Source organism: Saccharopolyspora sp. NPDC045839 (genome assembly GCF_056431645.1).
In genome coordinates, this window is record NZ_JBWKKH010000038.1 from 1 (window position 1) to 20923 (window position 20923).

At 71.8% G+C, this 20923-nt stretch carries 19 protein-coding genes; 8 read left to right on the forward strand and 11 right to left on the reverse strand.

Annotated elements, in window-relative coordinates:
• Positions 1-205 precede the first annotated feature (205 nt).
• Positions 206-1738: a serine/threonine protein kinase gene (locus AC07EQ_RS36045; protein WP_478392288.1), complete on the reverse strand. Its 1533-nt coding sequence runs from the start codon at positions 1736-1738 to the stop codon at positions 206-208.
• A gap of 107 nt (positions 1739-1845) precedes the next feature.
• Between AC07EQ_RS36045 and eccD the strand changes: the two genes are divergently transcribed.
• From eccD to AC07EQ_RS36060, 3 genes are all read left to right on the forward strand, one after another.
• Entirely contained in the window at positions 1846-3222 is a 1377-nt protein-coding gene (eccD, locus tag AC07EQ_RS36050; RefSeq protein ID WP_478392289.1) for a type VII secretion integral membrane protein EccD, read from the forward strand.
• Between the two features lie 4 nt (positions 3223-3226).
• A complete protein-coding gene (gene eccB, locus AC07EQ_RS36055) occupies positions 3227-4666 on the forward strand; it encodes a type VII secretion protein EccB (protein WP_478392290.1) in 1440 nt (479 codons plus the stop codon).
• Positions 4667-4757: 91 nt separating this feature from the next.
• A complete protein-coding gene (locus tag AC07EQ_RS36060; protein ID WP_478392291.1) occupies positions 4758-4898 on the forward strand; it encodes a hypothetical protein in 141 nt (46 codons plus the stop codon).
• A gap of 651 nt (positions 4899-5549) precedes the next feature.
• Here the strand turns inward: AC07EQ_RS36060 and AC07EQ_RS36065 are convergent.
• The 3 genes from AC07EQ_RS36065 to eccCa form a co-directional block, all read right to left on the reverse strand.
• Positions 5550-6710, reverse strand: coding sequence for a hypothetical protein (locus AC07EQ_RS36065; RefSeq protein ID WP_478392292.1), 1161 nt, complete (start codon positions 6708-6710; stop codon positions 5550-5552).
• A gap of 11 nt (positions 6711-6721) precedes the next feature.
• Entirely contained in the window at positions 6722-7135 is a 414-nt protein-coding gene (locus tag AC07EQ_RS36070) for a hypothetical protein (RefSeq protein ID WP_358566545.1), read from the reverse strand.
• A gap of 156 nt (positions 7136-7291) precedes the next feature.
• Entirely contained in the window at positions 7292-11254 is a 3963-nt protein-coding gene (eccCa, locus tag AC07EQ_RS36075) for a type VII secretion protein EccCa (protein ID WP_478392293.1), read from the reverse strand.
• 129 nt (positions 11255-11383) lie between these two features.
• Here eccCa and AC07EQ_RS36080 point away from each other — a divergent pair, with 129 nt between their 5' ends.
• From AC07EQ_RS36080 to AC07EQ_RS36090, 3 genes are all read left to right on the forward strand, one after another.
• Positions 11384-11719: a hypothetical protein gene (locus tag AC07EQ_RS36080; protein WP_478392294.1), complete on the forward strand. Its 336-nt coding sequence runs from the start codon at positions 11384-11386 to the stop codon at positions 11717-11719.
• Between the two features lie 12 nt (positions 11720-11731).
• On the forward strand, positions 11732-12028 hold the full coding sequence (locus AC07EQ_RS36085; protein WP_478392295.1) for a hypothetical protein: 297 nt from the start codon (positions 11732-11734) through the stop codon (positions 12026-12028).
• 219 nt (positions 12029-12247) lie between these two features.
• Positions 12248-12889: a DUF4360 domain-containing protein gene (locus AC07EQ_RS36090; RefSeq protein ID WP_478392296.1), complete on the forward strand. Its 642-nt coding sequence runs from the start codon at positions 12248-12250 to the stop codon at positions 12887-12889.
• A 243-nt stretch (positions 12890-13132) separates the two neighbouring features.
• Here the strand turns inward: AC07EQ_RS36090 and mycP are convergent, their stop codons facing one another.
• The 7 genes from mycP to AC07EQ_RS36125 form a co-directional block, all read right to left on the reverse strand.
• A complete protein-coding gene (gene mycP / locus AC07EQ_RS36095; protein WP_478392297.1) occupies positions 13133-14413 on the reverse strand; it encodes a type VII secretion-associated serine protease mycosin in 1281 nt (426 codons plus the stop codon).
• 63 nt (positions 14414-14476) lie between these two features.
• Complete coding sequence (locus AC07EQ_RS36100) at positions 14477-14863, reverse strand: YbaB/EbfC family nucleoid-associated protein (protein ID WP_478392298.1); 387 nt, start codon at positions 14861-14863, stop codon at positions 14477-14479.
• Positions 14844-15359 carry a hypothetical protein gene (locus AC07EQ_RS36105; RefSeq protein WP_478392299.1) on the reverse strand — a complete coding sequence of 172 codons (516 nt, stop codon included), beginning with the start codon at positions 15357-15359 and terminating at the stop codon, positions 14844-14846. The genes AC07EQ_RS36100 and AC07EQ_RS36105 overlap by 20 nt, the downstream gene beginning before the upstream one ends.
• A complete protein-coding gene (locus tag AC07EQ_RS36110) occupies positions 15359-16417 on the reverse strand; it encodes a WXG100-like domain-containing protein (RefSeq protein WP_478392300.1) in 1059 nt (352 codons plus the stop codon). The genes AC07EQ_RS36105 and AC07EQ_RS36110 overlap by 1 nt, the downstream gene beginning before the upstream one ends.
• A gap of 30 nt (positions 16418-16447) precedes the next feature.
• Positions 16448-16756, reverse strand: a complete 309-nt coding sequence (locus AC07EQ_RS36115) for a hypothetical protein (RefSeq protein WP_478392301.1) — start codon at positions 16754-16756, stop codon at positions 16448-16450.
• A gap of 346 nt (positions 16757-17102) precedes the next feature.
• Entirely contained in the window at positions 17103-18353 is a 1251-nt protein-coding gene (locus AC07EQ_RS36120) for a sensor histidine kinase (RefSeq protein ID WP_478392302.1), read from the reverse strand.
• Positions 18350-19015, reverse strand: a complete 666-nt coding sequence (locus tag AC07EQ_RS36125; RefSeq protein WP_478392303.1) for a response regulator transcription factor — start codon at positions 19013-19015, stop codon at positions 18350-18352. The genes AC07EQ_RS36120 and AC07EQ_RS36125 overlap by 4 nt, the downstream gene beginning before the upstream one ends.
• Positions 19016-19302: 287 nt before the next feature.
• Here AC07EQ_RS36125 and AC07EQ_RS36130 point away from each other — a divergent pair, with 287 nt between their 5' ends.
• Together AC07EQ_RS36130 and AC07EQ_RS36135 are read left to right on the forward strand one after the other, a co-directional pair.
• The gene (locus AC07EQ_RS36130; RefSeq protein ID WP_478392304.1) at positions 19303-19971 is read left to right on the forward strand and encodes a helix-turn-helix transcriptional regulator; all 669 of its coding nucleotides are present in this window, start codon (positions 19303-19305) and stop codon (positions 19969-19971) included.
• Between the two features lie 59 nt (positions 19972-20030).
• Positions 20031-20687, forward strand: coding sequence for a winged helix-turn-helix domain-containing protein (locus AC07EQ_RS36135; protein WP_478392305.1), 657 nt, complete (start codon positions 20031-20033; stop codon positions 20685-20687).
• Positions 20688-20923: the final 236 nt, after the last annotated feature.

Consider the following 20923-nt stretch of genomic DNA (forward strand, 5'->3'; position numbering starts at 1 on the left):
GAGAGGTGCGGGTCTGGGGGGTGGTGGTGGGGTGTGTGTTTTTTTGTCTGTGGAGTGTGGTGTTTGTTGTTTTTTGGGGGGGGGGTTGGTGGGGGGGAAAAAAAAAAAAAAAACCCCCCCCGGCCCCGTGGCCAGCGGAAACCCGAACCGTTAAAGTCCAGACGGCACAAGGTACGCGCGGCCCCGGATAGTCAGGGTGAACCCTTCAGAGGTTGCAGCGGGTGCCTCGGATTGGGATCGGGTCGCTGGTGTAGATGTGCTTTCCGTCCGTGGCCCTCACTTGGAAGCAGTACCTCCTGGCCGGGTCCACCGGAACCACCTTGGTGCGGTCCCGGTTGGCGACCAGGACCATCGTGTCGATCCGCTCGCCCGCCACCACCACCGCGAAGTCGAGGTCGCCGTCGGCTCGCCAGGTCAGCTGGACCTGGTCGCCCCGGTCCTCCGGTGGGGCCACTTCGAGGTTCACGTCCGGCTTCGGGTCGGCCGGCTGCTGCGGCGGGGGAGCGGCGATCGCGGTGGCCGCGGATTCGGCCTGCGTCGCCGGTTCGCCCGACCCGATGACCAGCGGCACGGCCGTCAGGCCCAGGACGACCACGCCGGCGCCGACCAGGACGCCGGTGCGACGCCGATTGTGCTGGCGCTTGCCGGGTTTCGACTCGCCGCCGAAGGTGTGCACGAGGGTGCGGCCCGGTGTCACCGGTTCGACCACCGGCGGAGCGTGTCCGGCGGCTACCTGTGGGGCGTGCCCGGAGAACGACGGTGGAGCGTGCCCGTCGGCTACCTGCGGGACTTGTCCGGTGGCCACCGGTGGGACGTGTCCGGCGGTAGGCGGGTGGTGCTGTCCGACCCCGGCGAAGTCGTCGAACTCGGCGGCGGGTTCGTCTTCCTCGTCGTCGGCCTCGCCGGAGTCGTTGCCGGGTTCGATCGCGCCGCCGCCCGTCGCTCGCTGGATCTTGGCGAACAGCGCCATCAGCATCGCGGCGTCCTGCGGCCGGTCCGCCGGGTCCTTCGCCAGCAGCCGACCGACCACATCGGACAGTTCGGCCGGCACCCCGGAGGCCCGGATCGGCGGCACCGGTTCCCGCAGCACCTGAAGGATCCGCTCGCCGGGCTGCTGCCCGGTGCGGTGCGGGAACGGCGGCGCGCCCGTCAACGCGGTGTGCAGGATCGCGCCCAGCCCGTACAGGTCGGATGCCGCGGAAATGGTGTCCTCGCGCAGCGTTTCGGGGGCGGTGTAGGCCACCGCGTGCATCGGGTCGCGCGGAAACCGGCGGCGCAGCGCCAATCCGAAGTCGGCGAGGACGAACTCACCGGACCGGCGGTACAGCACGTTGTGCGGCGTCACGCCGCCGTGCAGGATGCCCGCCCGGTGCGCCGCGGCGAGCGCGGTGGCGATCGCCGACCCGATGGCGAGCACGTCGCGCAGCGACAGCGCGACGCCGGAGTCGAACAACCCGGCCACCGAGCCCCGGCACAGCTCCATCCGCACGCCGGAGCGCCCGTCGCGGTGCTTGATCACGGCGTCGACGGGCAGGATCGGCCGCACCTCCCGCAGGGCGTCGAGCGCCTTGCGCTCGCGGTCCAGCCACGCCGTCGTGTCGGCGTCGAAACCTTCGGCGAACATCTTGATCGCGACCGCGCGGCCGTCATCGACCAGCCGGCCCGCGTAGACCTTGGCGGTCGGACCTTCGGCGAGCAGCCTCAGGTCGCCCACCGCGCCGCTGCTCTCGATGCTCATGCGCCCATTCTCCAGGAGTGCGGCCGGTCTGCGGCGAAAGTCGCGCAACGCGGCAGGTTCCTGCCTTCGCCACCCACGATCGCCCGCCGGGGCCGAAGCTTTCGACCATGCAGACTACCGGCCTGGTCAGAGTGACCATCGCCGCTCCACGGCGGCGAATCGACATGGCGTTGCCCGAGCACGCGGCCGTCGCCGAGCTCCTCCCCGGCCTGCTCGCGCGCGCGGGCGAAGGCCTGGCCGACGACGGCGTCACCGGCGGCGGCTGGCAGCTGCGGAGGGTCGACGGAACGGCGTTCGACCTGGACCGGACGCTGGGCTCGCACCGGGTGCGGGACGGGGAGGTGCTGCACCTGGCGCCGCACCGGATCAGCTGGCCGGAGCTGGAGTACGACGACCTGGTGGACGCGATCGCCACCGGCTCCGGACACACCGGCCGGGCGTGGGGGCCGCGGCACACCCGGTTGGCCGGACTGGCGGCCGGTGCGGCGGCGGTGCTGCTGGGCCTGGTCGTGGTGTTGCGCGCGGGCCCGCCGTGGACATCGCCCGCGTTGTGGGCGTTGGGCACGGCGGTGTTGCTGCTCGCGGCGGGCGTGGCGCTGGCCCGCGCACTCGGTGATGCCGACGCCGGGGCCGTGCTGGCGGGGGTCGCGCTGCCGTTCGCCTTCGCAGGTGGGGGATTGCTGCTGGCCGGGCGGAATCCGGTGAGCGAGCTGTCGGCGGGCCACCTGATGCTCGCCGGTGCGTCGCTGCTGCTGGCGGGCCTGGTGGGCTACCTCGGCGTGACCGCGGCCCAGGCCCTGTTCGCCGGGGCGGTCACCGTCGGTCTGCTCGGAGTGCTCGCCGGCTGGCTCGGCACGATCGACGGGTTGGCGGGCTACCAGGTCGCGGCCGTGGTCGGCGGCGGACTGCTGGCACTGTCCACAGTGTTCGCTCCGCTGGCGTTGCGGCTCGGCAGGGTGCCGATGCCGGTGCTGCCGCGATCGACGGCGGATCTGGTGCGCGACGATCCGCCGCCACCCCTCGAACTGGTCCACGCCGCGGTGGCCAGGGCCGACGGGCTGCTCACCGGGATGCTGACCGGGGCGTCGGCCGTGGCGATGTGCTGCCTGGTGGCGCTGGCCGGCAGCGCCGATACGAGCTCGGTGGTGATGGCGGCGGTGCTCGCCGTCGGATTCCTGCTGCGAGCGCGGCTTTACCCGATCCTGCGGCAGCGGGTGCCGTTGCTGGTCACCGGGATGTTCGGCGCCGGCTGCCTGGTGGTCGGACCGGGCGTGACGGCGGCGGGGCTGGCGTTCGCCGGGCCGCTGCTGCTGGTCGTGGCCGCCGCGGTGATCGCGGCCGGCATCCTGCTGAGCACCCGCGCCGCGAACCCCTACCTGGGCCGGTTCGCCGAGTACTCCGAGATCCTGGTGATGGTCGCCATCGTCCCGGTGGTGTGCGCCGTGCTCGGCCTGTACGGCTACGTCCGCGGGCTGGGGGGCTGAGCGCATGGCGTCGAAGCGAGACCAGCTGCAGGCGTACCAGTTCCTCGTCCAGCGGGCGATTTCCGCCCTGGTCACCAGGGAAACCGATCCGGAGCAGCCGCCGTTCCGCAGGCCGACGGGCGCGGTCCTCGCGAGCATCGCCCTGGCCATCGTCTCGCTGGCCTGCGTCGGCGTGTACGGGATGATCGTGCCGGGTGGCAACAACGCCTGGCGCAAGGACGCCGCGGTGATCGTGGAGAAGGAGACCGGCACCCGGTACGTCTACCTGAACGACCGGCTGTACCCGGTCGCCAACTACGCGTCAGCGCTGCTGCTCCTCGGCGATCACCGCGCCACGCAGCAGGTTTCCCGGAATTCCCTCGCCGACGTGCCCCGCGGGCCCCGCATCGGCATCCCGGGCGCGCCCGATGCGCTGCCGGGCCCGGACCGGCTGCTGACCGGCTCCTGGTCGCTGTGCTCGGCGCCGGCCAGCGACGTGGCGGGCAGCAGGATCGAGGAGTCGGTGCTGCTGGCCGGTGCCGAACCGGCCGGTGGCGCCGGGCTGGACGACCAGGCGCTGCTGGTCGAGCTCGCGCCGACGGGGGAGCGCTACCTGATCTGGCGCGGCAGGAGGCACCAGATCAACGCCTACGACGCGGTCGTCGGCACCGGTCTCGCGCTGACGTCCGAGCCGTGGGCGAGGGTCGGGCGGGCATGGCTGGACGTGCTGCCGGAAGGCGCTCCGATCGAGCCGCTCGCGGTGGCGCAGGCCGGAGAACCGTCCGCAGCGGTGCCGGGGCGGGCCGACATCCGGGTCGGGATGCTGCTGGTGGTGCAGACCTCGGGCGGCGGGCAGCAGTACTACCTGGCGGAGCGGGACGCGCTGCGCCCGATCACCCAGCTGCAGCACGACATCCAGCTCGCGGACGCGCAGACGATGCTCGCCGCCTATCCCGGTGGCGAACCGAAGGCGGTTCAGCTGGCGCCGTCGCTGGCGGCCACGGCACGGCGGCTCGACCCGGCCGTGGCGGCCGCGGGCTCGGCGCCCGCCACGCGACCGGCGGTCGCTCGGCTGCGGGACCGGGAGGCCACGGTGTGCGCCACCTTCGGCCAGGGCGGGGCGGTGCCCCTGCTGGTGGTCGATCCGGTGCTGCCGCCGGCTGATCCGATGACGGCGACCACGCGCCGGAGCGTGCATGGGACGCCGCTGGCCGACCGGGTGCACGTGCCGCCGGGATGGGCGGCCGTGGTCGAGGCGATGCCGTCGGAGCAGGCCCCGGCGGGCACGCTGACCGTGGTGACGGACATGGGACGCCGCTACCCGGTGGCGGCACCGGAGGTGCTGCGGATGCTCGGCTACGGCTCGGCCCGCCCGGTGCGGCTGCCCGCGGGCCTGGTGGCCCGCCTACCGGAAGGCCCCGCCCTGGACCCCAACGCCGCCATGCGGCAGGCCCCGGCCGGATGACGCCCTGCCGAAGCGGGAAGTGAACTGCGCCGGTCAGCGGGAACGCCGACCGGCGCAGTGCTGGCGCGGATCGTCTGTGCGGCGGAGGGTCTTGTACGCGCGCGAGCACCTCGGTCTGTCCGCCATCGGTTTCGGCCTGCTCACCCCGTTCTGGGGCGCTCGCGCGGCCGTGGCCCTGCTTTCGATGCTGACGTGGACCGCGCTGCGGCACGCAGCACCGGATTCAGCCTGACATCGAGGTGGAGCCGGGCAAGAGCGACCACCTCGACTGACACCCCACCCGGGCCACCGCCCCGGGTCCTGCTCACCTTGGGTCCTGCCACCCCGGATCGGCCTCCCGGGTCCTCCCGCAATTTCAATGGAAATCGGACCTTCGATTTCCATTGAAATTGCGGGAGTTGTCCACAGGCGTCGGCGTGCCGTGGTGTGACACGCCGAAGATCCCCAGTTTCAATTGAAACTGGAGATCCGGTTCCAATGAGCGTTTTTCATCCTGGTCGGCCCGCAGCCGCGGGTCGCAAAGCCGCACGTCGGTGGGGTGTCGCATGCGCCGTAGGCGCATAGCCCACCTACGCCACGTGCACCGCCGCGGGTTCACTGTGTCCACCCCTCCGGGGTCTCCCGGCGAGGACGGCCCCTCCGCCGTGTGTTGGGCATACATCAGGAGGGGTATCCACAGTCCAGGGAGCCTCTGAGGTTCCGCTACCCGCACCGCCACGCAAAACGAGGTTGGAAAAACCTCAATGGAACTTGCGGTAGGTGCCATGTCCGGTGTGGTCGGTGGGGGTGCGCGGGTGCCTGCGATCTGGCCGCGGGCGCCCGCGCGCCGGCAGGCGGTGCCAGTCCCACACGACAGGTGCCGGAATTCCTTGCTACGAACCGGTCATCTGCGTGTTGGGGTCGAATTCGCCTGCCACAGCTCGTCGTCGGGGAGCCGGGACGGGCCTGCTTCGTGGGTGCGTTGGCCGCTCGTCCGGTGGAAGGCGGCGTCGCCGCCGGAGCGGCCGCGCAGGCTTTCCGGCACACCGTCGGTTCCGGTCGGTTTGCGCTTGCTCTCGGTCCGGCCGGCGGACTGCTCGGCGCTGCCCGGACGCAGCGTGCCCGCCGCGCCCTGGCCGGCGGACGGCGGGATCATCGGCGGCGGCATAGCGCCCGCGACCGGTCTCGTCCCGGCCGCGGCGGCGGTTCCCGGCTTCACCTCGGCGGCCAGGCTGGGCGCCCGCTTGCCCGCTACCGGCTTCGCCAGCGGCATCATGCCCGCTCCGCCCGCCGCGCCCGCCCAGCCGAGCCCACCCGACGGCACCGGCGGGCCGGACGCCGACGGCAGCCCGGCACCGAGGTGCGCGTTCGGGACCGGGCCGGTCACGGGCGTCGCCCCGGCCAGCGACGGCCCGGTCGCGCCGGAGAGGTCCGGTGCGGTCGCGCCGTCGGTCATCGACGAGGCCAGGTTCTGCAGTTCCGACAGGACGTCCATCCCGGCGTTCGCCGCCTTGAGGAATTCGCCTGGGGAGCCTTCGACAACGGGCATGCCGCCCTTCGGCGCGGGCAGCACGTCGCCCGGCGACTGGAGCCCGGAGGCCGCGACCACCTTGAGCATCGACATGTCGAACTGGGCGCCCAGGGCCGACATCCGCGCGCCGGCCGCCTGCTGGAACGCCGGGGCCATCCCCATGGTGAGCGGGTTGGACATGGCGAGCACGTAGGACTCGTAGAGGCCGGTCACGGTCCCGAGGGTCTCCGGGATCGCCCCGGCCAGCGTGGTCAGCGTCTCGACCGGCTGGGCCGCGTCGATCCGGTCGGCCCACATGGTCAGCTCGGCCAGCGACCGCTGGACCTTCTCCTCGTGCGCCCGCCCGGCGTCGTCCTTCCAATGTGGAGCGAGCTCACCCGCGCGGGTGTGCAGCTCCACCCTGGCCTCTTCGATCCAGGCGCGGACCTCGGTCCACATCCGCGCCGCGTCGGTGAGGACGGCGACGTTGGCCTGCTCGGCGGTGATCATCGCCATGTGCGCCTCGATGGGCAGCAGGTTGTAGGGGATTGCCATGGATGCCCTCCTCAGGCGGCGCTGGTCGGGGAGGCGGTTCCGGGCTCGTCACCCGGCTTCGCGGCGGATTGCCGGCCGAACGTCCCGCCCGCCTGCTTCAGCAGGCCGAGCCCCTTGTTCGCGAGCTTCAGGGCCGAGGCGGTCAGCGTGAGCGCGCTGGTCACGTCGGCGGCGCTGTAGGTCGCCGCGGCCGCCTTGACCTTCGCGGAGTCGGTCACCAGGTCCTCGGTCACCTTCGTCAGGTACGTGGCCATGGCCGCCGTGGCGGCCTTGTCCAGCACGGACATCGCGATCCCCTCGAACAGGCCGGACAGGTTCGGCGGCGTCCCCAGCCGCGTGAGCGACGGCGGCATCGGGGGAGCGGTGAGCCGGCTGGAGAACGCGCTCATCGCCTCGGTGTTGCCGTTGACCTCTGCTGCGGGCATACGCCCCTCCTCGATGTCCGGCGCGGTGTCGCGCATGTGCGGTCCGGGTCGGCTTCCGCTGGATTGCCACGGGTTTTCGCGCATCGCCTGCCCCCTGCTCAGCGAAGCACGACGGCCGGTCGCGGTGGGGGCCGCGACAGCAACCGGCCATTCCGGCTACGCGCCCGGCGGGAGCCAGGCGATCTGGACCCGGTCCTTCTGCCCGCGGCGGTCGACCAGCCAGCCGCGGCCCGGCGGCAGCACCTGGGCGCGCATGCCGCCCAGCAGCGGGCCCTCGTCCCGGTCGCCGGACATCATCAGGCCGGGAGCGCCGACCTCCCGCAGCCGGGCCAGGAACGGCTCGAACAGCCCTCGCCCGGCCCCGCCGGTGCGGCGGGCCAGCACGACGTGCAGGCCGATGTCGGCGCCCTGCGCAGCCAGCGGCAGCAGCGACATCAGCGGGTGTTCCTGGTGCGTGGCCACCATGTCGTAGTCGTCGACGAGCACGAAGATCTCCGGTCCCTGCCACCAGTTCCGGGCTCGCAGCTGTTCCGGCGTGATGTCCTGCCCCGGCAGCCGCTTGGTCAGCTCGGCGGCCACCTCGGCCAGCAGGCCGCGGCTGTGCGCGTCGTTGGTGCCGGTGCCGAGCAGGTGCTCGTCGCCGATCTCGCCGAGCAGGCCGCGGCGGTGGTCGACGAGCACGATCCGCGCCTCGCCCGGCGAGTACGCCTGGCAGATCCGCCGGGCCAGCACCCGCAAGAACGTGGTCTTGCCGGATTCGGTGTCGGCGAGCAGGAAGAAGTGCGGGTCGGCGTTGAAGTCCAGCCGCATCGGGGAGAGGTCGCGCTCGTGGATGCCGACCGCGAGCCCCGCTTCGTCCCCGGTGAGCCCGTCGGTGGCGGGCAGCTCGGCGTAGGGCAGCACGCCCGGCAGCAGCCGCACGGGCGGCGCGGGCTCGCCCGGCCACGCCGCGCCGACCGCCTCGACCAGCGCGCCGATGCCGCCGGCCAGATCGCCTGCGCTGCTCACCCCGTCGATCCTGGGCAGCGCCACCAGCATCTGGTGCCCGCTCATCGCGAGGCCCCGCCCGGGCGAGCCGGCGGGCACGCTCATCGCGGCGCGCCGGTCGACGATCGAGTCGATCGGGTCGCCGATCTTCAGCTCCAGCCTGCTGGCGAACAGGTCCCGGACGTTCATCCGCAGCTCGAAGGAGCGGGCGCAGGACGCCACCACGTGCACGCCGTAGGACAGGCCGCGGGCCGCGATGTCGCCGACGACCTCCTCCAGGTCGTTGAAGTCGTTGCGCAGCGTCTGCCAGCCGTCGATCACCAGGAAGACGTCGCCGTGCGGATGGTCGGCGAACCGGCCCTCGGCGCGCAGCCGGCGGTAGGTGGCGATGCCGTCGATCTGGTGCTCGGCGAACATCCGCTCGCGCTGGGCGAGCAGCGTCGCCACCTCGGCGACGGTGCGCCGGACCGCGCCGGTGTCCAGGCGTCCCGACACGCCCGCGACGTGCGGCAGGCCGGCGACCGAGCCGAGCGTGCCGCCGCCGAAGTCCAGGCAGTAGAACTGGGCTTCGCGCGGTGTGTGGGTGAGCGCGAGGCTGGCGATCAGGGTGCGCAGCGCGGTGCTCTTGCCGGTCTGCGGGGCACCGAGCACCAGCACGTGCCCGGCGGCGCCGGACAGGTCGAGCTCCAGCGGGTCGCGCCGCTGCTCCAGCGGCCGGTCCACGATGCCCAGCACCGGGCGGAGCGTGCCCGCCGGGGCGGCGGTCAACCCGCGCACCGGGTCGGCGGTCAGCGGCGGCAGCACGGCGTCCAGCGATGGCGAGTCGGACAGCGGCGGCAGCCACACCTGGTGCGCCGGCGTGCCCCGGCCCTGCAGCCTGTCCACCAGGACGTCCAGCAGGGTTTCGCCGACGGCGGCGTCCTCGTCGGCTTCCGGCTCCTCCGGCACGTCGTCGAGAGTGGGCTCCGGGGCGAGGTACGTGGTCGTGTACTCGTGCAGCGCCAGCCGTTCGCCGAAGGCAGCGGCCACGCCGGTTCCGGCGGCGCTCTGGTAGACGCCGGAGACGTAGGCGGAGCGGAACCGGTCCATCGGCTCGGTGCCGACCTTGAGGAATCCGTGCCCAGGAGCCCTCGGCAGCCGGAAGGCGTCGGGCACGCCGAGCACGGCCCGGCTCTCCATCTCGGAGAAGGTGCGCAGCCCGATCCGGTAGGACAGGTGGGTTTCCAGGCCGCGCAGCCGGCCCTCGTCCAGCCGCTGCGAGGCGAGCAGGAGGTGCACGCCGAGCGAGCGGCCGACCCGTCCGATCTGGACGAACAGGTCGATGAACTCCGGTTTGGCGGACAGCAGTTCGGAGAACTCGTCGCAGATGACCAGCAGCGTCGGCACCTCGGGCAGCGGGGCGCCGGCGGCGCGGGCTTTCTCGTAGTCGCGCAGGGAGGCGAAGTCGCCCGCCGCGCGCAGCAGCTCCTGGCGGCGGATCAGCTCGCCGTTGATCGCGTCGGTCATCCGGTCGACCAGGTGCAGTTCCTCGGCGAGGTTGGTGATCACCGCGCTGGTGTGCGGCAACGCGTCCAGCCGGGCGAAGGTGGCGCCGCCCTTGAAGTCGACCAGCGCGAAGTTCAGCGAGTTCGGCGGATGAGTGACGGCCAGCGCCAGCACGAGGGTGCGCAGCAGCTCCGACTTGCCGGAGCCGGTGGCGCCGACCAGCAGGCCGTGCGGGCCCATGCCGTCCTGGGCCGACTCCTTCAGGTCGATCTCGATCGGAACGCCGTCGGCCCGGATGCCGAACTTCACCCGCAGCCGGTCCCGGTTCGGCCGCGGCGCCCAGGTCTCGGCCGGGTCGAGCTCGTACGGGTCGCCCAGCTCCAGCAGGTCGGCCAGGCCCAGCTCGTTGGTCATCGGCTCCTCGCCGCGCACGCCGGCGGTCAGCCGCAGCGGGGCCAGCTGCCGGGCCAGGCCTTCGGCTGCGGCCGCGCCGAGCGAATCCGCCCGGCCGACCTGAGCGGCGCCGTCCATCGTCTCGCTGCTCAGTTCGCCGTCGGCGGCCACGTCCAGCACGACCGCGCTCCGGTCCAGCGCCCGCGGCGGCGCGGTGGTCAGGTCCACCACGGTCACGCCTTCCACGCCGCCGCCGGTCATCAGGTGATCGGATCCGGCGACCGAGCCGCCGTCGAGCACCACCACCAGGTGCGGGCCCGGGATGCCAGCTCCGGCCTCGGGGTCGAAGCGCGGCCGCTTGGCGAGCTCCTCCTCCAGCATCGATTCCAGCGCCGGAATCTCCTGAGCCACCAGGCGAACCGGTCCGACCGCGTCGGTGCGCTCCGGGTGCAGCGCGTGCGGCAGCCATTTGACCCACTCCCAGTCCGGGCGGCGCTCCTCACCCGTGCACACCGCGATCCGCAGGTCGTCCGGCGAGTGCGAGGTGGCCAGTTGCGCGAGCATCGCGCGCAGCATGCCCAGCGCCGCAGTGCGGTCGCCGCGCAGGTAGATCCGGCTGAAGCCGTTGACCGCGATCGCGACCGGCAACCGGTCCACTGTGGAATACGTGGTGATGAACCTGCGCAGCGCCAGCGCGGACAGCGGTTCGAGTTCCTCCAGCGGCTTGGTGTCGGGGGCGACCAGCGTGACCGTCGGGCGCTGCGTGCCGCAGCCGATCCGGGCGACACCGAAATCCGGGTCGTCCTTGCGCCGCTCCCACAACCGGTAGCTCGCCGCCACCGACCACAGCGAGGCGGGATCCGGGTGCAGGTACTCCATCGCCGCGCGCTGCCCGCGCACCGACCGCCGGAACCGCAGCCGGTGCTGGGCGAGGTGCCGCAGGTACTTGCGCCGGGCGTGGCCCATCTCGCGCTTGCTCGGGCCGCCGCTCTGCAGGAAGCCCATGACGACCATGCCGAGCATCGCCACGCCCATCAGCCCGTACATGACGAAGCGGATGGAACCGCCCAGCGAACCGGAGAACATCAGCATCATGCCCGCCGTCATCGCCACCATGGGCAGGACCATGAACACCTGCGTCCACTGCCGGGCGGGCGGCGGCGGGATCTCCGGCGGCGCCTGCAGCACCAGCTCGCCGGCGGGCATCTCCGGCGCCGGTCTGCGGGCCGGCCTCTTCACCACGACTGTCGCCATGACCGTGATGGTTCGCGATCGGCGGCGGTGGGCGCGGGTGATGGCAGGAACGTGCCGCGCCGGGGCGCGGGACCGGTTCCGCGCTCTAGCTTCGGCACCGGAACCGCACGCCGAGCAGAGGAGGGGTGGATGGTTTCCAACCAGGCCCACATCGATTACGGGGCGATGCAGCACCTGGTCTCCCTGACGGAGAACAGCCAGCGCGACCAGAACGGCGCGAGCGTGGCCCACAGCCAGCGCAACAGCGAGACGGTCCAGGGTGGACTGCTGGGGTCGCCGCAGGCCGCGGCCTTCTCGGTCGGCCAGAACCGCGACGACCAGTGGCGGAAGGTCGCGGACCACAACCAGCTCCTGGTCGACAACAACAACCAGTTGCTGTCCGTGTACCAGGGCGGCCAGGACACCGCCCAGAGCGTGCTCGCCGCGCCGGACTACGGCACGTCGAGCGTCATCAACCCGACCTGAAGGGAGTAGCGAATGTCGACCGGCGGCGAATTCAAGATCGTCTGCGATGCGATGGAAATGGCGATGTCCGATGCCCAGAAGACGGCGGCCCAGATCGGAGACTACTTCGACGGGCAGGTCCAGCAAGCGATGAACATCAACCACTTCGACGAGGCCCACCAGCAGATGTCGCAGTCCTACCAGCTGCGCCAGAAGGAAACCGGGTACTGGCAGGAGGGGCTGAACGCGGAGGGCAACGCCTACGGCAACGTCGGCGACATCGGCAACCAGACCCTGCGGCAAGGCATCAACATCGTCACCAACATCTAGGCATTTCGTCATCACCGGATGCCCGGCGCGACACCGCGCCGGGCATCAGGTGTTTGCAGCGGGAAGCACCGAGTCCCAATTTCCCCGCGCATTAACAGTTTTCGGGACCTGGCGGTTTTAGCCCGTTCAGAGGCGTGCCGCGACCGGCCCCGCCGCTACTCTCATCGCATTCACAGCAGTGAAGTTTTGTCTGTTCGCTTTCCATGAAGGGCGTTCGCCATGTTCGCTGCTCTTTCTGCTGCCGCTTTGACGGCTCTGACCATGTTCTCCCCAGCGGGCTACCACGATGACGTTCCGCCGCCCACCGGCAAGATCACCATCGATGTCGCGACGGTCAACGGATCGGGGTGCCCGGCGGGAACCGCCGCGATCGCGGTGTCCCCGGACAACACCTCGTTCACCGTGAGCTACAGCGACTACCTGGCCAAGGTGGGCCCGGGCGCGGATCCCACCGATTTCCGCAAGAACTGCCAGCTCAACCTGATCGTCAACATTCCGCAGGGATTCACCTACGGCATCGCCAGCGCCGACTACCGCGGTTTCGCCCACCTCGAACCGGGGGCGACCGGGCTGGAGAAGGCGAGCTACTACTTCCAGGGAATGTCGGAGACGGGCCGTTTCCAGACGCCGTTCGCCGGCCCCCTGAGCGACAACTGGCAGGTGACCGACTCCACCGAGATCGGCGCGATCGTCTACAAGCCGTGCGGCGAACAGCGCAATTTCAACATCAACACCGAATTGCGGGTGGACGCCGGCACCTCGGACCCGTCGAAGACGAGCTTCATGTCGATGGACTCCACGGACGGCAACATCGACACCACCTACCACTTCCAGTGGAAGGAATGCCCGAAGGAGTGGTAGCCGAATGGCTTGCGTGGCGGTGCGGGTGGCGGCCCCCCTGCGGGAGTTACAGCGTCCGCCTGGACTGCGGGAGCCGTGACTTATGTATGACCAATACACGGCGTCACGGCTGTCCTCGCCGGGGGAACTCCAGAGGAGTGGGCACCGTGAACCCGCGGCGGTGCGAGCTGAGTCCCACACCGCATGCGGCTGACGCCGCATCCTGAACAACCTCTAAGCCGTAGCGAGTTCGGGCGCCGATCCTCAGCGATCGGCGATGAGGAAGATCTGCTCCGGTGGTTCGACGGCGGCGGGTTCGGCGGGCAGCGAGCGCGCCCGGCCCGCCCGCCAGCGGCGCCGTCGCCCGCGCGGCAGGACCACCGCCATCGCCGCGGCCAGCACGACCACCCCGGCCGCGGCGATGGTCAGCCACTTCGCCGCGTCCGCCGTGTCCTGCTCCCACGCGATCCGGTCGAGCCGCGCCTGATCCGGGGGCTGCGGGACGTGCGCGGGCAGCGCCGCCGGGCTGTCGAGGTCGAGCCCGTCCGTCACCGCCCGGTACGGATCGACCAGTCCGGCCCCGTAGCCGTCGCCGGTCGCGCCGCCGCGGGCCGGGCTGGCGGTGGCCATCAGCCGCTGGGCGACCTCGGGCGCGGTGAGCCGGGGCCAGGCGGCGCGCACCAGCGCCGCGGTCCCGGCCACGAACGGCGCGGCGAAGCTGGTGCCGTCGACGTAGCTGTGACCGTCCACCCTGGTCGTGGCGAGCACCTTCTCGCCGGGCGCGACGAGGTCCACGTACCGGCCGATCTGCGAGCCGGCCATCCGGGCGCCGTCGATGTCCACGGCGCCGACGCCGAGCACGCCGTCGTACGCGGCCGGGTAGGACGGCAGTCCGGCGCTCGCGTCTCGCTGCGCGTTGCCGGCCGCGGCCACCACCAGCACGTCCTTGGCCACCGCGTACGCGACCGCGCCCCGGATGGCGGGGTAGTCGTCCAGCCCCGCCAGGGACAGGTTGATCACCTTCGCGCCCTGGTCCGCGGCGTAGCGGATGCCGTTCGCCACCACCTGCGGGTCGATCCGCAGGGATTCGCCGCGATCGCCGACGTCCCGGTCGCTGATCCGCACCGGCAGGATCGCCGCGTCCGGCGCGACCCCGTGGAATCCGACGCCGGGCACCTGGTCGGCGGCGATGATCCCGGCCACCCCGGTGCCGTGGGAGACGCAGTCGAACGCGCCCGGCAGCGCGCCCGTCAGGTAGAAGTCGCGACCCGGCAACACCTTTCCCGGCCGGCGCAGCTGCGGGTGGTCGGCGTCGACGCCGGAGTCGACGACCGCGACCAGCACCCCGGAGCCCCGGCTGTGCGGCCAGGCGCGCTCCGAGGCGAGGACCTGCTGGGCCCACGGCTGCTCCCGCACCTGCGGGCGGCCCGGCTCCGGGGCGTGGCAGGCGCCGGGCGGGGGAGCGGCGTCCGCGACGGCGCCGCCGGTGATCTGAAGCGCCGTCGCGGCAAGCACCGCGGCGAGCAGCACTCGATGTCGTCTCATCTCCACCATGGTCTTCCCGGTGCGGGCCGCATCGCTGCTCGTGGCCGCAACAGGCCACCGGCCTCAGCGGGTGCGCCCCAGTGCGCGGTCCAGCTGGTGCAGCGCGGGGTCGAAATCGACGTCGGTGCGGTCGATTTCGGCGTCCGGGGGCAGGAACGGCTTGGCGAGCTCGAACACGTCCTGACGCGCGCAACCAGCCGCGAACCGGATGGCCCCCATGATCTGCTCGGCCAACCGCCGCGAATCGGGGGCGCGGAAGACCCGCGGATCGATGTGCAGCTCGACGAGTTCGCCGCGGCCGCTTACCGTCGCCGAGACGAGGCCGTCGGCGGAGTCGGCGGTGACCCGCATGGCGGTCAGCTCGTCGCGGAACTTCCGGATCCCGTCGGCGAGGCGCTCGTAGGTCTCCCGCATCTCGCCGAGATCGTGGTCATCGGTCCCGTTCTGCACGCGTTCCCCGTCCCTTTTCGACACTGCCGGCGAGGCGGGTGGCCTCGGCGATGACCGTGGGCCAGTCGTCCTGCCCGGCACCCGCGACCGAGACGACGACCAACCGATTCCCGTCCGGCACTTGCACTTCCGCCCTGATCCGCGGCAGGAACAGCTCCTCCCGCGCCCCGGTGACCTCCGGCGGCAGGCGGTACTCCCCGGCGTGCAGGGCCACCAGCGCCGGCCCGTTGGCCAGCATCGCGACGCCGACCTGGGCCGCCGGGTGCCGCCGCCGGTAGGGCACGACGAGGCTGCTCGCGATCGCCACCGCGGGCAGCGGCATCGCGCGCAGCGGGGCGACGCCGACGGCCAGCGCCAGCGAGACCGGCGGATCGCCGGCGGTGAACCTGCCGAGGATGCTCGCGCCTTGCTCGGCGGCCTCCGGCGGCAGCGGGAGCGACTCGAAGCCCTCGGGCAACTCGATCCGGACGGAATCCGGCGTCGTGACGGCCACCATCAGCGCGCTCCCACCCGGTCTCGCGCCCTGGATTCGTCGCGCGCGCCCTGGCTCTCGTTGTCCGCCGCGATCCCGTCTCCGGCCGCGTTGGCGAACGGGACGAGGATGCCCAGCGGCGTTGCGTTGACCGCGCCCTGCACGGGGTTTCGCGGCACCCAGTACGACTCCAGGTCGTTGAAGTACGTCGGCGGGCCTTCGTCGGGGGTGGCCAGCTCCGCCCCGATCTGCTGCCCAACGACGAAGGTGGTGCCGTTCGGCACGCCGGACGCGCCGTAGATGACGGCCTGCCGGTCCCAGTTCAGCGTCTCCTCGGCGACATCGGCGCCGGCCTTGTCCGCCAGCGTGTGGCCGCCCAGCGCCACGACGCCGGTGCCCAGCGACGCTTTCCCCAACGCCTGGCTGAGTCCCTCCGTGATGGGATGCGGGACGGCCCCGGCCACGTCTGAGGCCAGGCCGAGCGTGGTGCTGATGTCACCCACCACATCGGACACCTTGTTGATGAGTTCGGCGTTGTCCGTCAGCAGGTCCTGGCCCCTCTCCAGCAGGTTCCGGCCCTCACCGAGCTCCGCGACGATCGCGCCGTGGTCCACGTTCCGGCGGTTGGCGATCCCGTCCAGCAGGCCGTTGAGGTGGTTGTTGATCCACGACGCGACCTGCTTCACGATCCGCTCCTGGGCGTCGTCGCCGATGAACGGGACGGCACCGGCGGCCTCGTACGGGACGGTGTTGAGCGCGATGATGTTCTGGATGTACTGCTTCGCGTTCTTGACGTCGGCGGCGAACGCGCCGGCGAGCCCGCCGAGCTGCACCATTTGACCGGCGGTGCCGACGCCCAGCTTGATCTCCCAGGTCAGCACGCTGACGAACTGGCCGCCCGCCGGGTCCTGCCAGGCCTCCCAGACCGCCTCGAGACCCGCCTCGTTGAGACCCGCGAACGCCGCGGCGGAATCCAGCAGCGCGAAGTAGATCGCGCCCACCATGTCCTCGTTGGTGTCCGGCCACTCGGTGAGCGGCTTGACCTTGGACCACAATTCCCCGGAGGGTTCCGAAACAGGCACAGCACTTCCCCGTGTCGCATGTGGACGGATTCAGCGGATGCCGGGAATTCCGCCCTCGATGGTCTGGCTCGCGGCGATCTCGGCCTCCCGGTACGCCTGAACGGCGACCCGGCCCGCGTGGGTGGTCATCTCCAGCTTGTCGAGCACGCCGTCGGCGAGGGTGCGGACCTGCTCGGCCGCCGGGACGTAGGTCGGCCGGAACGCCTGCGCCAGCCTGCCCTGCCCGATGCCTTCCTCGTTGTTGACGGTCACCGGCCGCAGCCGGAGCCAGGTGCGGCTGGTGTCGCTCAGGAGCGACTGGATCTTCACCACCTCGGTGTCGGTCGCTTCGAGTCGCATGTTGAGTTCCCAGGTCACGCCCCACCCCGAAGTCTCGTTCCAGCCCGGATCCGGACCAACGGTAGGCGCGGAGATGGCGGCCGAGGACCGGATGACACCTTGCTGCCACCGGCGCTGTGCGCGCGACCCCGGCGACGAAACGCCGAACCCTTCGACCAGTTCAACCCGTCGCCCTGGCACGACATCACGATCCGCAGTTTCAATTGAAACCTGCGTCCCGTAGACACCCCGAGGACCAGTTTCAATTGAAACCTGCGGTTCATCGAACCCTGGGGACCAGTTTCAATTGAAACTGTGGGTACGCCGACACCCGACGCCGGGTTTCACTTGAAACCGCGCAGCCGGGTCAGGACGCGCTCAGCGGGAGGCGCAGTTCGAAGATCGCGCCGCCCTCGTCGGCGTTGTAGACCGCCAGCGTTCCGTTGTGGGCTTGGGCCACCCAGCGCACGATCGACAGGCCCAGCCCGGACGATCCGCCGGTGCTGCTGAACCGGTCGAAGGCGTCCGCCGCCGCCTCCGCGTCGATGCCGGGGCCGTGGTCGGCCACCGTGACGGTGCCGCCGGCCACGGTGATGTGCACGATCGCGTCCGCGCCCGGCTGCCGCCCGTACCGCATCGCGTTGTCCAGCAGGTTTCCGATGGCCCGCTGCACCAGCACCGGATCGGCGTCCACTTTGGTCGGTGCCGCGGTGACGGTCACCTGCGCCCCGTCGGTCCGGGTGTCCTCGACGACGCCGACCACCAGCTGGTCCAGCCAGACCGGCTGGATGGTCAGCTGCTCCACCCCGGCCGCGAGCCGCGCCCGGGCCAGCAGGTCGTCGATGATGCTGCCCATCCGCGCCGCCAGCTGGACGGTGCGCGGCAGCAGATCGGCGCGCTGGGTCGGGTTGTCGAGCGCGGTTTCAGCGAGCGCGCGCAGCGCCGCCACCGGCGTCCGCAGGTCGTGCGCCGTCTCGGCGAGCAGCACCTCCTGCTGCTGCAACGCCGCTGCCGCGGGCCGGATCGAGCGTCCGGACAACAGGTGGCTCGCAATCCCCAGTCCGCCGATCAGCACCGCGCAGCCGCCGATCACCACCAGCACCAGCTCGGTGTGCCGCTGCTGCTCCGGGCGGGCGTCGGCGACCGCGACCACCGCGCCGATGTAGGTGCCTTCGCGGCTGATCAGCGGCTCGGCCCGCACCCTGACCGGCTCGCCGCCGGTGCCCTCCTGGTAGCCGGAGATCAGGCTGCCGGTACCGACGGCCGCGGCCGCCAGCCCGTTGAGCACCCCGATGTCCATCGGCACGCACTGCCGGTCCGACAGGTGCGGCTGGAAGGTGGGTGCGCCGCCGGGCAGGATCGCGAACTGCGGGCAGCCCCCGTTGAGCACGTCGGCGTTGACGAGGTTGAACTGGATCGCCTCGTCGAAGCCGACGAGCCTGCTGACCGACGAGGTGATCCGGTGCAGCTCGGCATCGGTCTGCTCGATGCCCCGCTTACCGTCCTCGCTGATCACGAACCAGGCGAGCACCACGAGCCCGATGGCGTTCATCGCCGTGAACAGCGCGGTGAGCGTCCAGCGGAGCCTGCGCAGCCGGTCCGCTGCGGAGTGGTTCACGGCGTGCCGAGCCGGTAGCCGACGCCGCGCACCGCGTGGATCAACTCGGGTTCGCGCAGCTTGCGGCGCAACCTCCGGATCGTCGCGTCGACCACGTTGGACATCGGATCGGTCTGCTCGTCCCAGCAGTGCTCGATCAGATCGGCCCGTCCCACCGTTCGCCCCGCCCTGGTGAGGAGGTATTCGAGCACGGCGAACTCCTTGTTCGTCAAGGTCAGCAGCGCGCCCGCCCGGCGCACCTCGCGACGCGCGCAGTCCATCACGAGGTCGGTGTGGCTCAGCACGGTGGGCCGGAAGATACCGGCCCGGCGGCAGAGGTTGGCCACCCGCTCGGCGAGCTCGGCCATGGCGAACGGTTTGACCAGGTAGTCGTCGCCCCCGTGCTCGAACCCCGCCACCCGGTCGGCGAGCGCGTCGCGCGCGGTGAGGAACAGCACCGGCGCGTGCCAGCCCTCCCGCCGCCTGGCGTGGACGTAGTCGATGGCGTCGCCGTCCGGCAGCATCCGGTCGAACACCACGCAGTCGTAGTGGTTTTCGCGCAGGGCCGGATCCGCGGTCTTGATGTCCCCGCAGGCGTCGACGTCGACGTTCGACGTGCGCAGTTTCGCGGCGACCGCGATGCGCAGGTTCTCGTCGTCCTCGACGACCATGATCCGTGTCATCAAAACCTCATGTGGTGCGGAGGAAAGTCGGTGTCATGCAGTTCCAGCCGCCCGCTCCGCCCGGTGCGCACACCGCGCGGAGCACCTTCCTCGAGCCGGGGGACGCGAAGCGAGCCGCGCCCCTGAACGCTAACCCGAGGACGGGCGCAGGTCAGCCGATCGGTCCGATCTGGCATGAACCGGCCGTGGGCCGGAACTCGTTGCGGCGCGCCGGGAAGCCCTGCTCGGGGGAGCAGCGGGATGCGGCCGCGCAATCCGATTCCCACCGCTCAACGGAGGTGCCCGTCATGAAAGCCCAGTCAGCAGGTCGGCTCAGCCTGGTCGGGGGAAGCGGTCCGGCGACGGGTCGCGCCAGGATGGACGCGCTCCTGGCCTCGGCGACCAGCGAGGTGCTGGTCATGGCCGTCGGCGCGCAGTCCTGGCCGACCGGTGCGCTGCGCCGGTCGGGCGCGAACCTGCGCCACGGCGTGCGGTACCGGGTGCTGGCACCCGACGCGGTGCGGCTTTCCGGCGCGCTGACCGGCCTGGCGCTCGCCGGCGCGGAGGTCCGGACCGATGCCGAGGTCCCGATGGAGGCGGTGGTGGTCGACGGGACGTCCGCGGTGCTGCCCGCGGACCGCTCGAACGCCGGGAGCACGGCGTTCTTCCAGCTGCCCAGCGTGGTCACCGCGACCGTTGGCCTGTTCGAGCGGATCTGGCGGTCCGCGGTGCCGCTCACCCCGGCCGATCTGCCGGAATCCGGCGACGTTTCGGTGCTGACGAGCCGGGAGCGCGACCTGCTGACCTTGCTCTGCTCGGGCAGCACCGACGAGTCGGCGGCGGCCCGCCTGGGCATCTCGGTCCGCACCGTCCGGCGGATGGTGGCCGACATCATGAACCGGCTCGGCGCGCGCAGCAGGTTCCAGGCCGGGGTCAAGGCGGCCGACCGGGGCTGGCTGATGGACGAGGCGGGGTGATCCGTCCGGGTCTCGCCAATGCCGGCATGCGGGCGGCGCCGGCGCGCTAGCGTGCACCTGTGCGGGTGTTGGTGACCGAGGACGACGACAACTTGCGGGTGGCGCTCGACGGGGCCCTGCGCGGCGCCGGGTTCGCGGTGGACGTCGCGGCCGACCTGCCCGCCGCCGACGAGGCGTTGTTCGTGAACGCCTACGACTGCGCGGTGTTCGACCGGATGCTGCCCGCCGGGGACGCGCTGCACTACGTGCGCGGCAAGCGCGCGGAAGGCTGGCCGGTGCCGGTGCTCTTCCTGACCGCGCGGGACAGCCTGGCCGACCGGATCGACGGCCTGCGCCTCGGTGACGACTACCTGGTGAAGCCCTTCGCGATGGCGGAGCTGGTGGCCAGGGTGCGCGGCCTGTGCCGGCGCACCACGGCGGGCCGGCCGGCGGTGCTGCGCTGCGCGGACGTCGAGCTCGACGGCGGCAACCACCAGGTGCGCCGGGCCGGCGTGCTGCTCACCTTGACGCGCAAGGAGTTCCTGGTCCTGGAGCGGATGATGACCTCGCCCGGCGCGCCGCTGTCGCGCCCGGAGCTGATCGACTACGCGTGGGACGAGGCGGCGGACCCGGCGTCGAACGTGCTCGACGTGGTGATCGGCCGCCTGCGCCGAAAGCTCGGCGACCCACCGCTGATCCAGACCGTCCGAGGCTCCGGCTACCTGATCACCGGGTGACCCGCACCAGGAAGCCCCCAATTTTAGGCAAAATCGGGAACCTGCCCGGCCGGGATGAGCGAACCGGCTTCAGAGGTCGGTCCAGAATGGTGCCCGCCCCGTGCAGGACGTGGCCATCTGGCGCGCGGGGCGCCGTTTTTTTGGGGCGACACCCCCCCAGCGCTGGAAGAGCGGCACCTTCGAGGGAGCGTTCAAACCCAACCCTAGGGTGCAACGCCACGATCGCCCTGGTTTTC

Bases quoted from the DNA above. Each gene is read 5' to 3' on its own strand.
- AC07EQ_RS36080 (WP_478392294.1), top strand. From the start codon at position 11,384: ATGGTTTCCAACCAGGCCCACATCGATTACGGGGCGATGCAGCACCTG.
- mycP (WP_478392297.1), bottom strand. From the start codon at position 14,413: ATGAGACGACATCGAGTGCTGCTCGCCGCGGTGCTTGCCGCGACGGCG.
- AC07EQ_RS36105 (WP_478392299.1), bottom strand. From the start codon at position 15,359: ATGGTGGCCGTCACGACGCCGGATTCCGTCCGGATCGAGTTGCCCGAG.
- eccD (WP_478392289.1), top strand. From the start codon at position 1,846: ATGCAGACTACCGGCCTGGTCAGAGTGACCATCGCCGCTCCACGGCGG.
- eccB (WP_478392290.1), top strand. From the start codon at position 3,227: ATGGCGTCGAAGCGAGACCAGCTGCAGGCGTACCAGTTCCTCGTCCAG.
- AC07EQ_RS36115 (WP_478392301.1), bottom strand. From the start codon at position 16,756: ATGCGACTCGAAGCGACCGACACCGAGGTGGTGAAGATCCAGTCGCTC.
- eccCa (WP_478392293.1), bottom strand. From the start codon at position 11,254: ATGGCGACAGTCGTGGTGAAGAGGCCGGCCCGCAGACCGGCGCCGGAG.
- AC07EQ_RS36130 (WP_478392304.1), top strand. From the start codon at position 19,303: ATGAAAGCCCAGTCAGCAGGTCGGCTCAGCCTGGTCGGGGGAAGCGGT.
- AC07EQ_RS36125 (WP_478392303.1), bottom strand. From the start codon at position 19,015: ATGACACGGATCATGGTCGTCGAGGACGACGAGAACCTGCGCATCGCG.
- AC07EQ_RS36090 (WP_478392296.1), top strand. From the start codon at position 12,248: ATGTTCGCTGCTCTTTCTGCTGCCGCTTTGACGGCTCTGACCATGTTC.
- AC07EQ_RS36045 (WP_478392288.1), bottom strand. From the start codon at position 1,738: ATGAGCATCGAGAGCAGCGGCGCGGTGGGCGACCTGAGGCTGCTCGCC.
- AC07EQ_RS36070 (WP_358566545.1), bottom strand. From the start codon at position 7,135: ATGCCCGCAGCAGAGGTCAACGGCAACACCGAGGCGATGAGCGCGTTC.
- AC07EQ_RS36085 (WP_478392295.1), top strand. From the start codon at position 11,732: ATGTCGACCGGCGGCGAATTCAAGATCGTCTGCGATGCGATGGAAATG.
- AC07EQ_RS36065 (WP_478392292.1), bottom strand. From the start codon at position 6,710: ATGGCAATCCCCTACAACCTGCTGCCCATCGAGGCGCACATGGCGATG.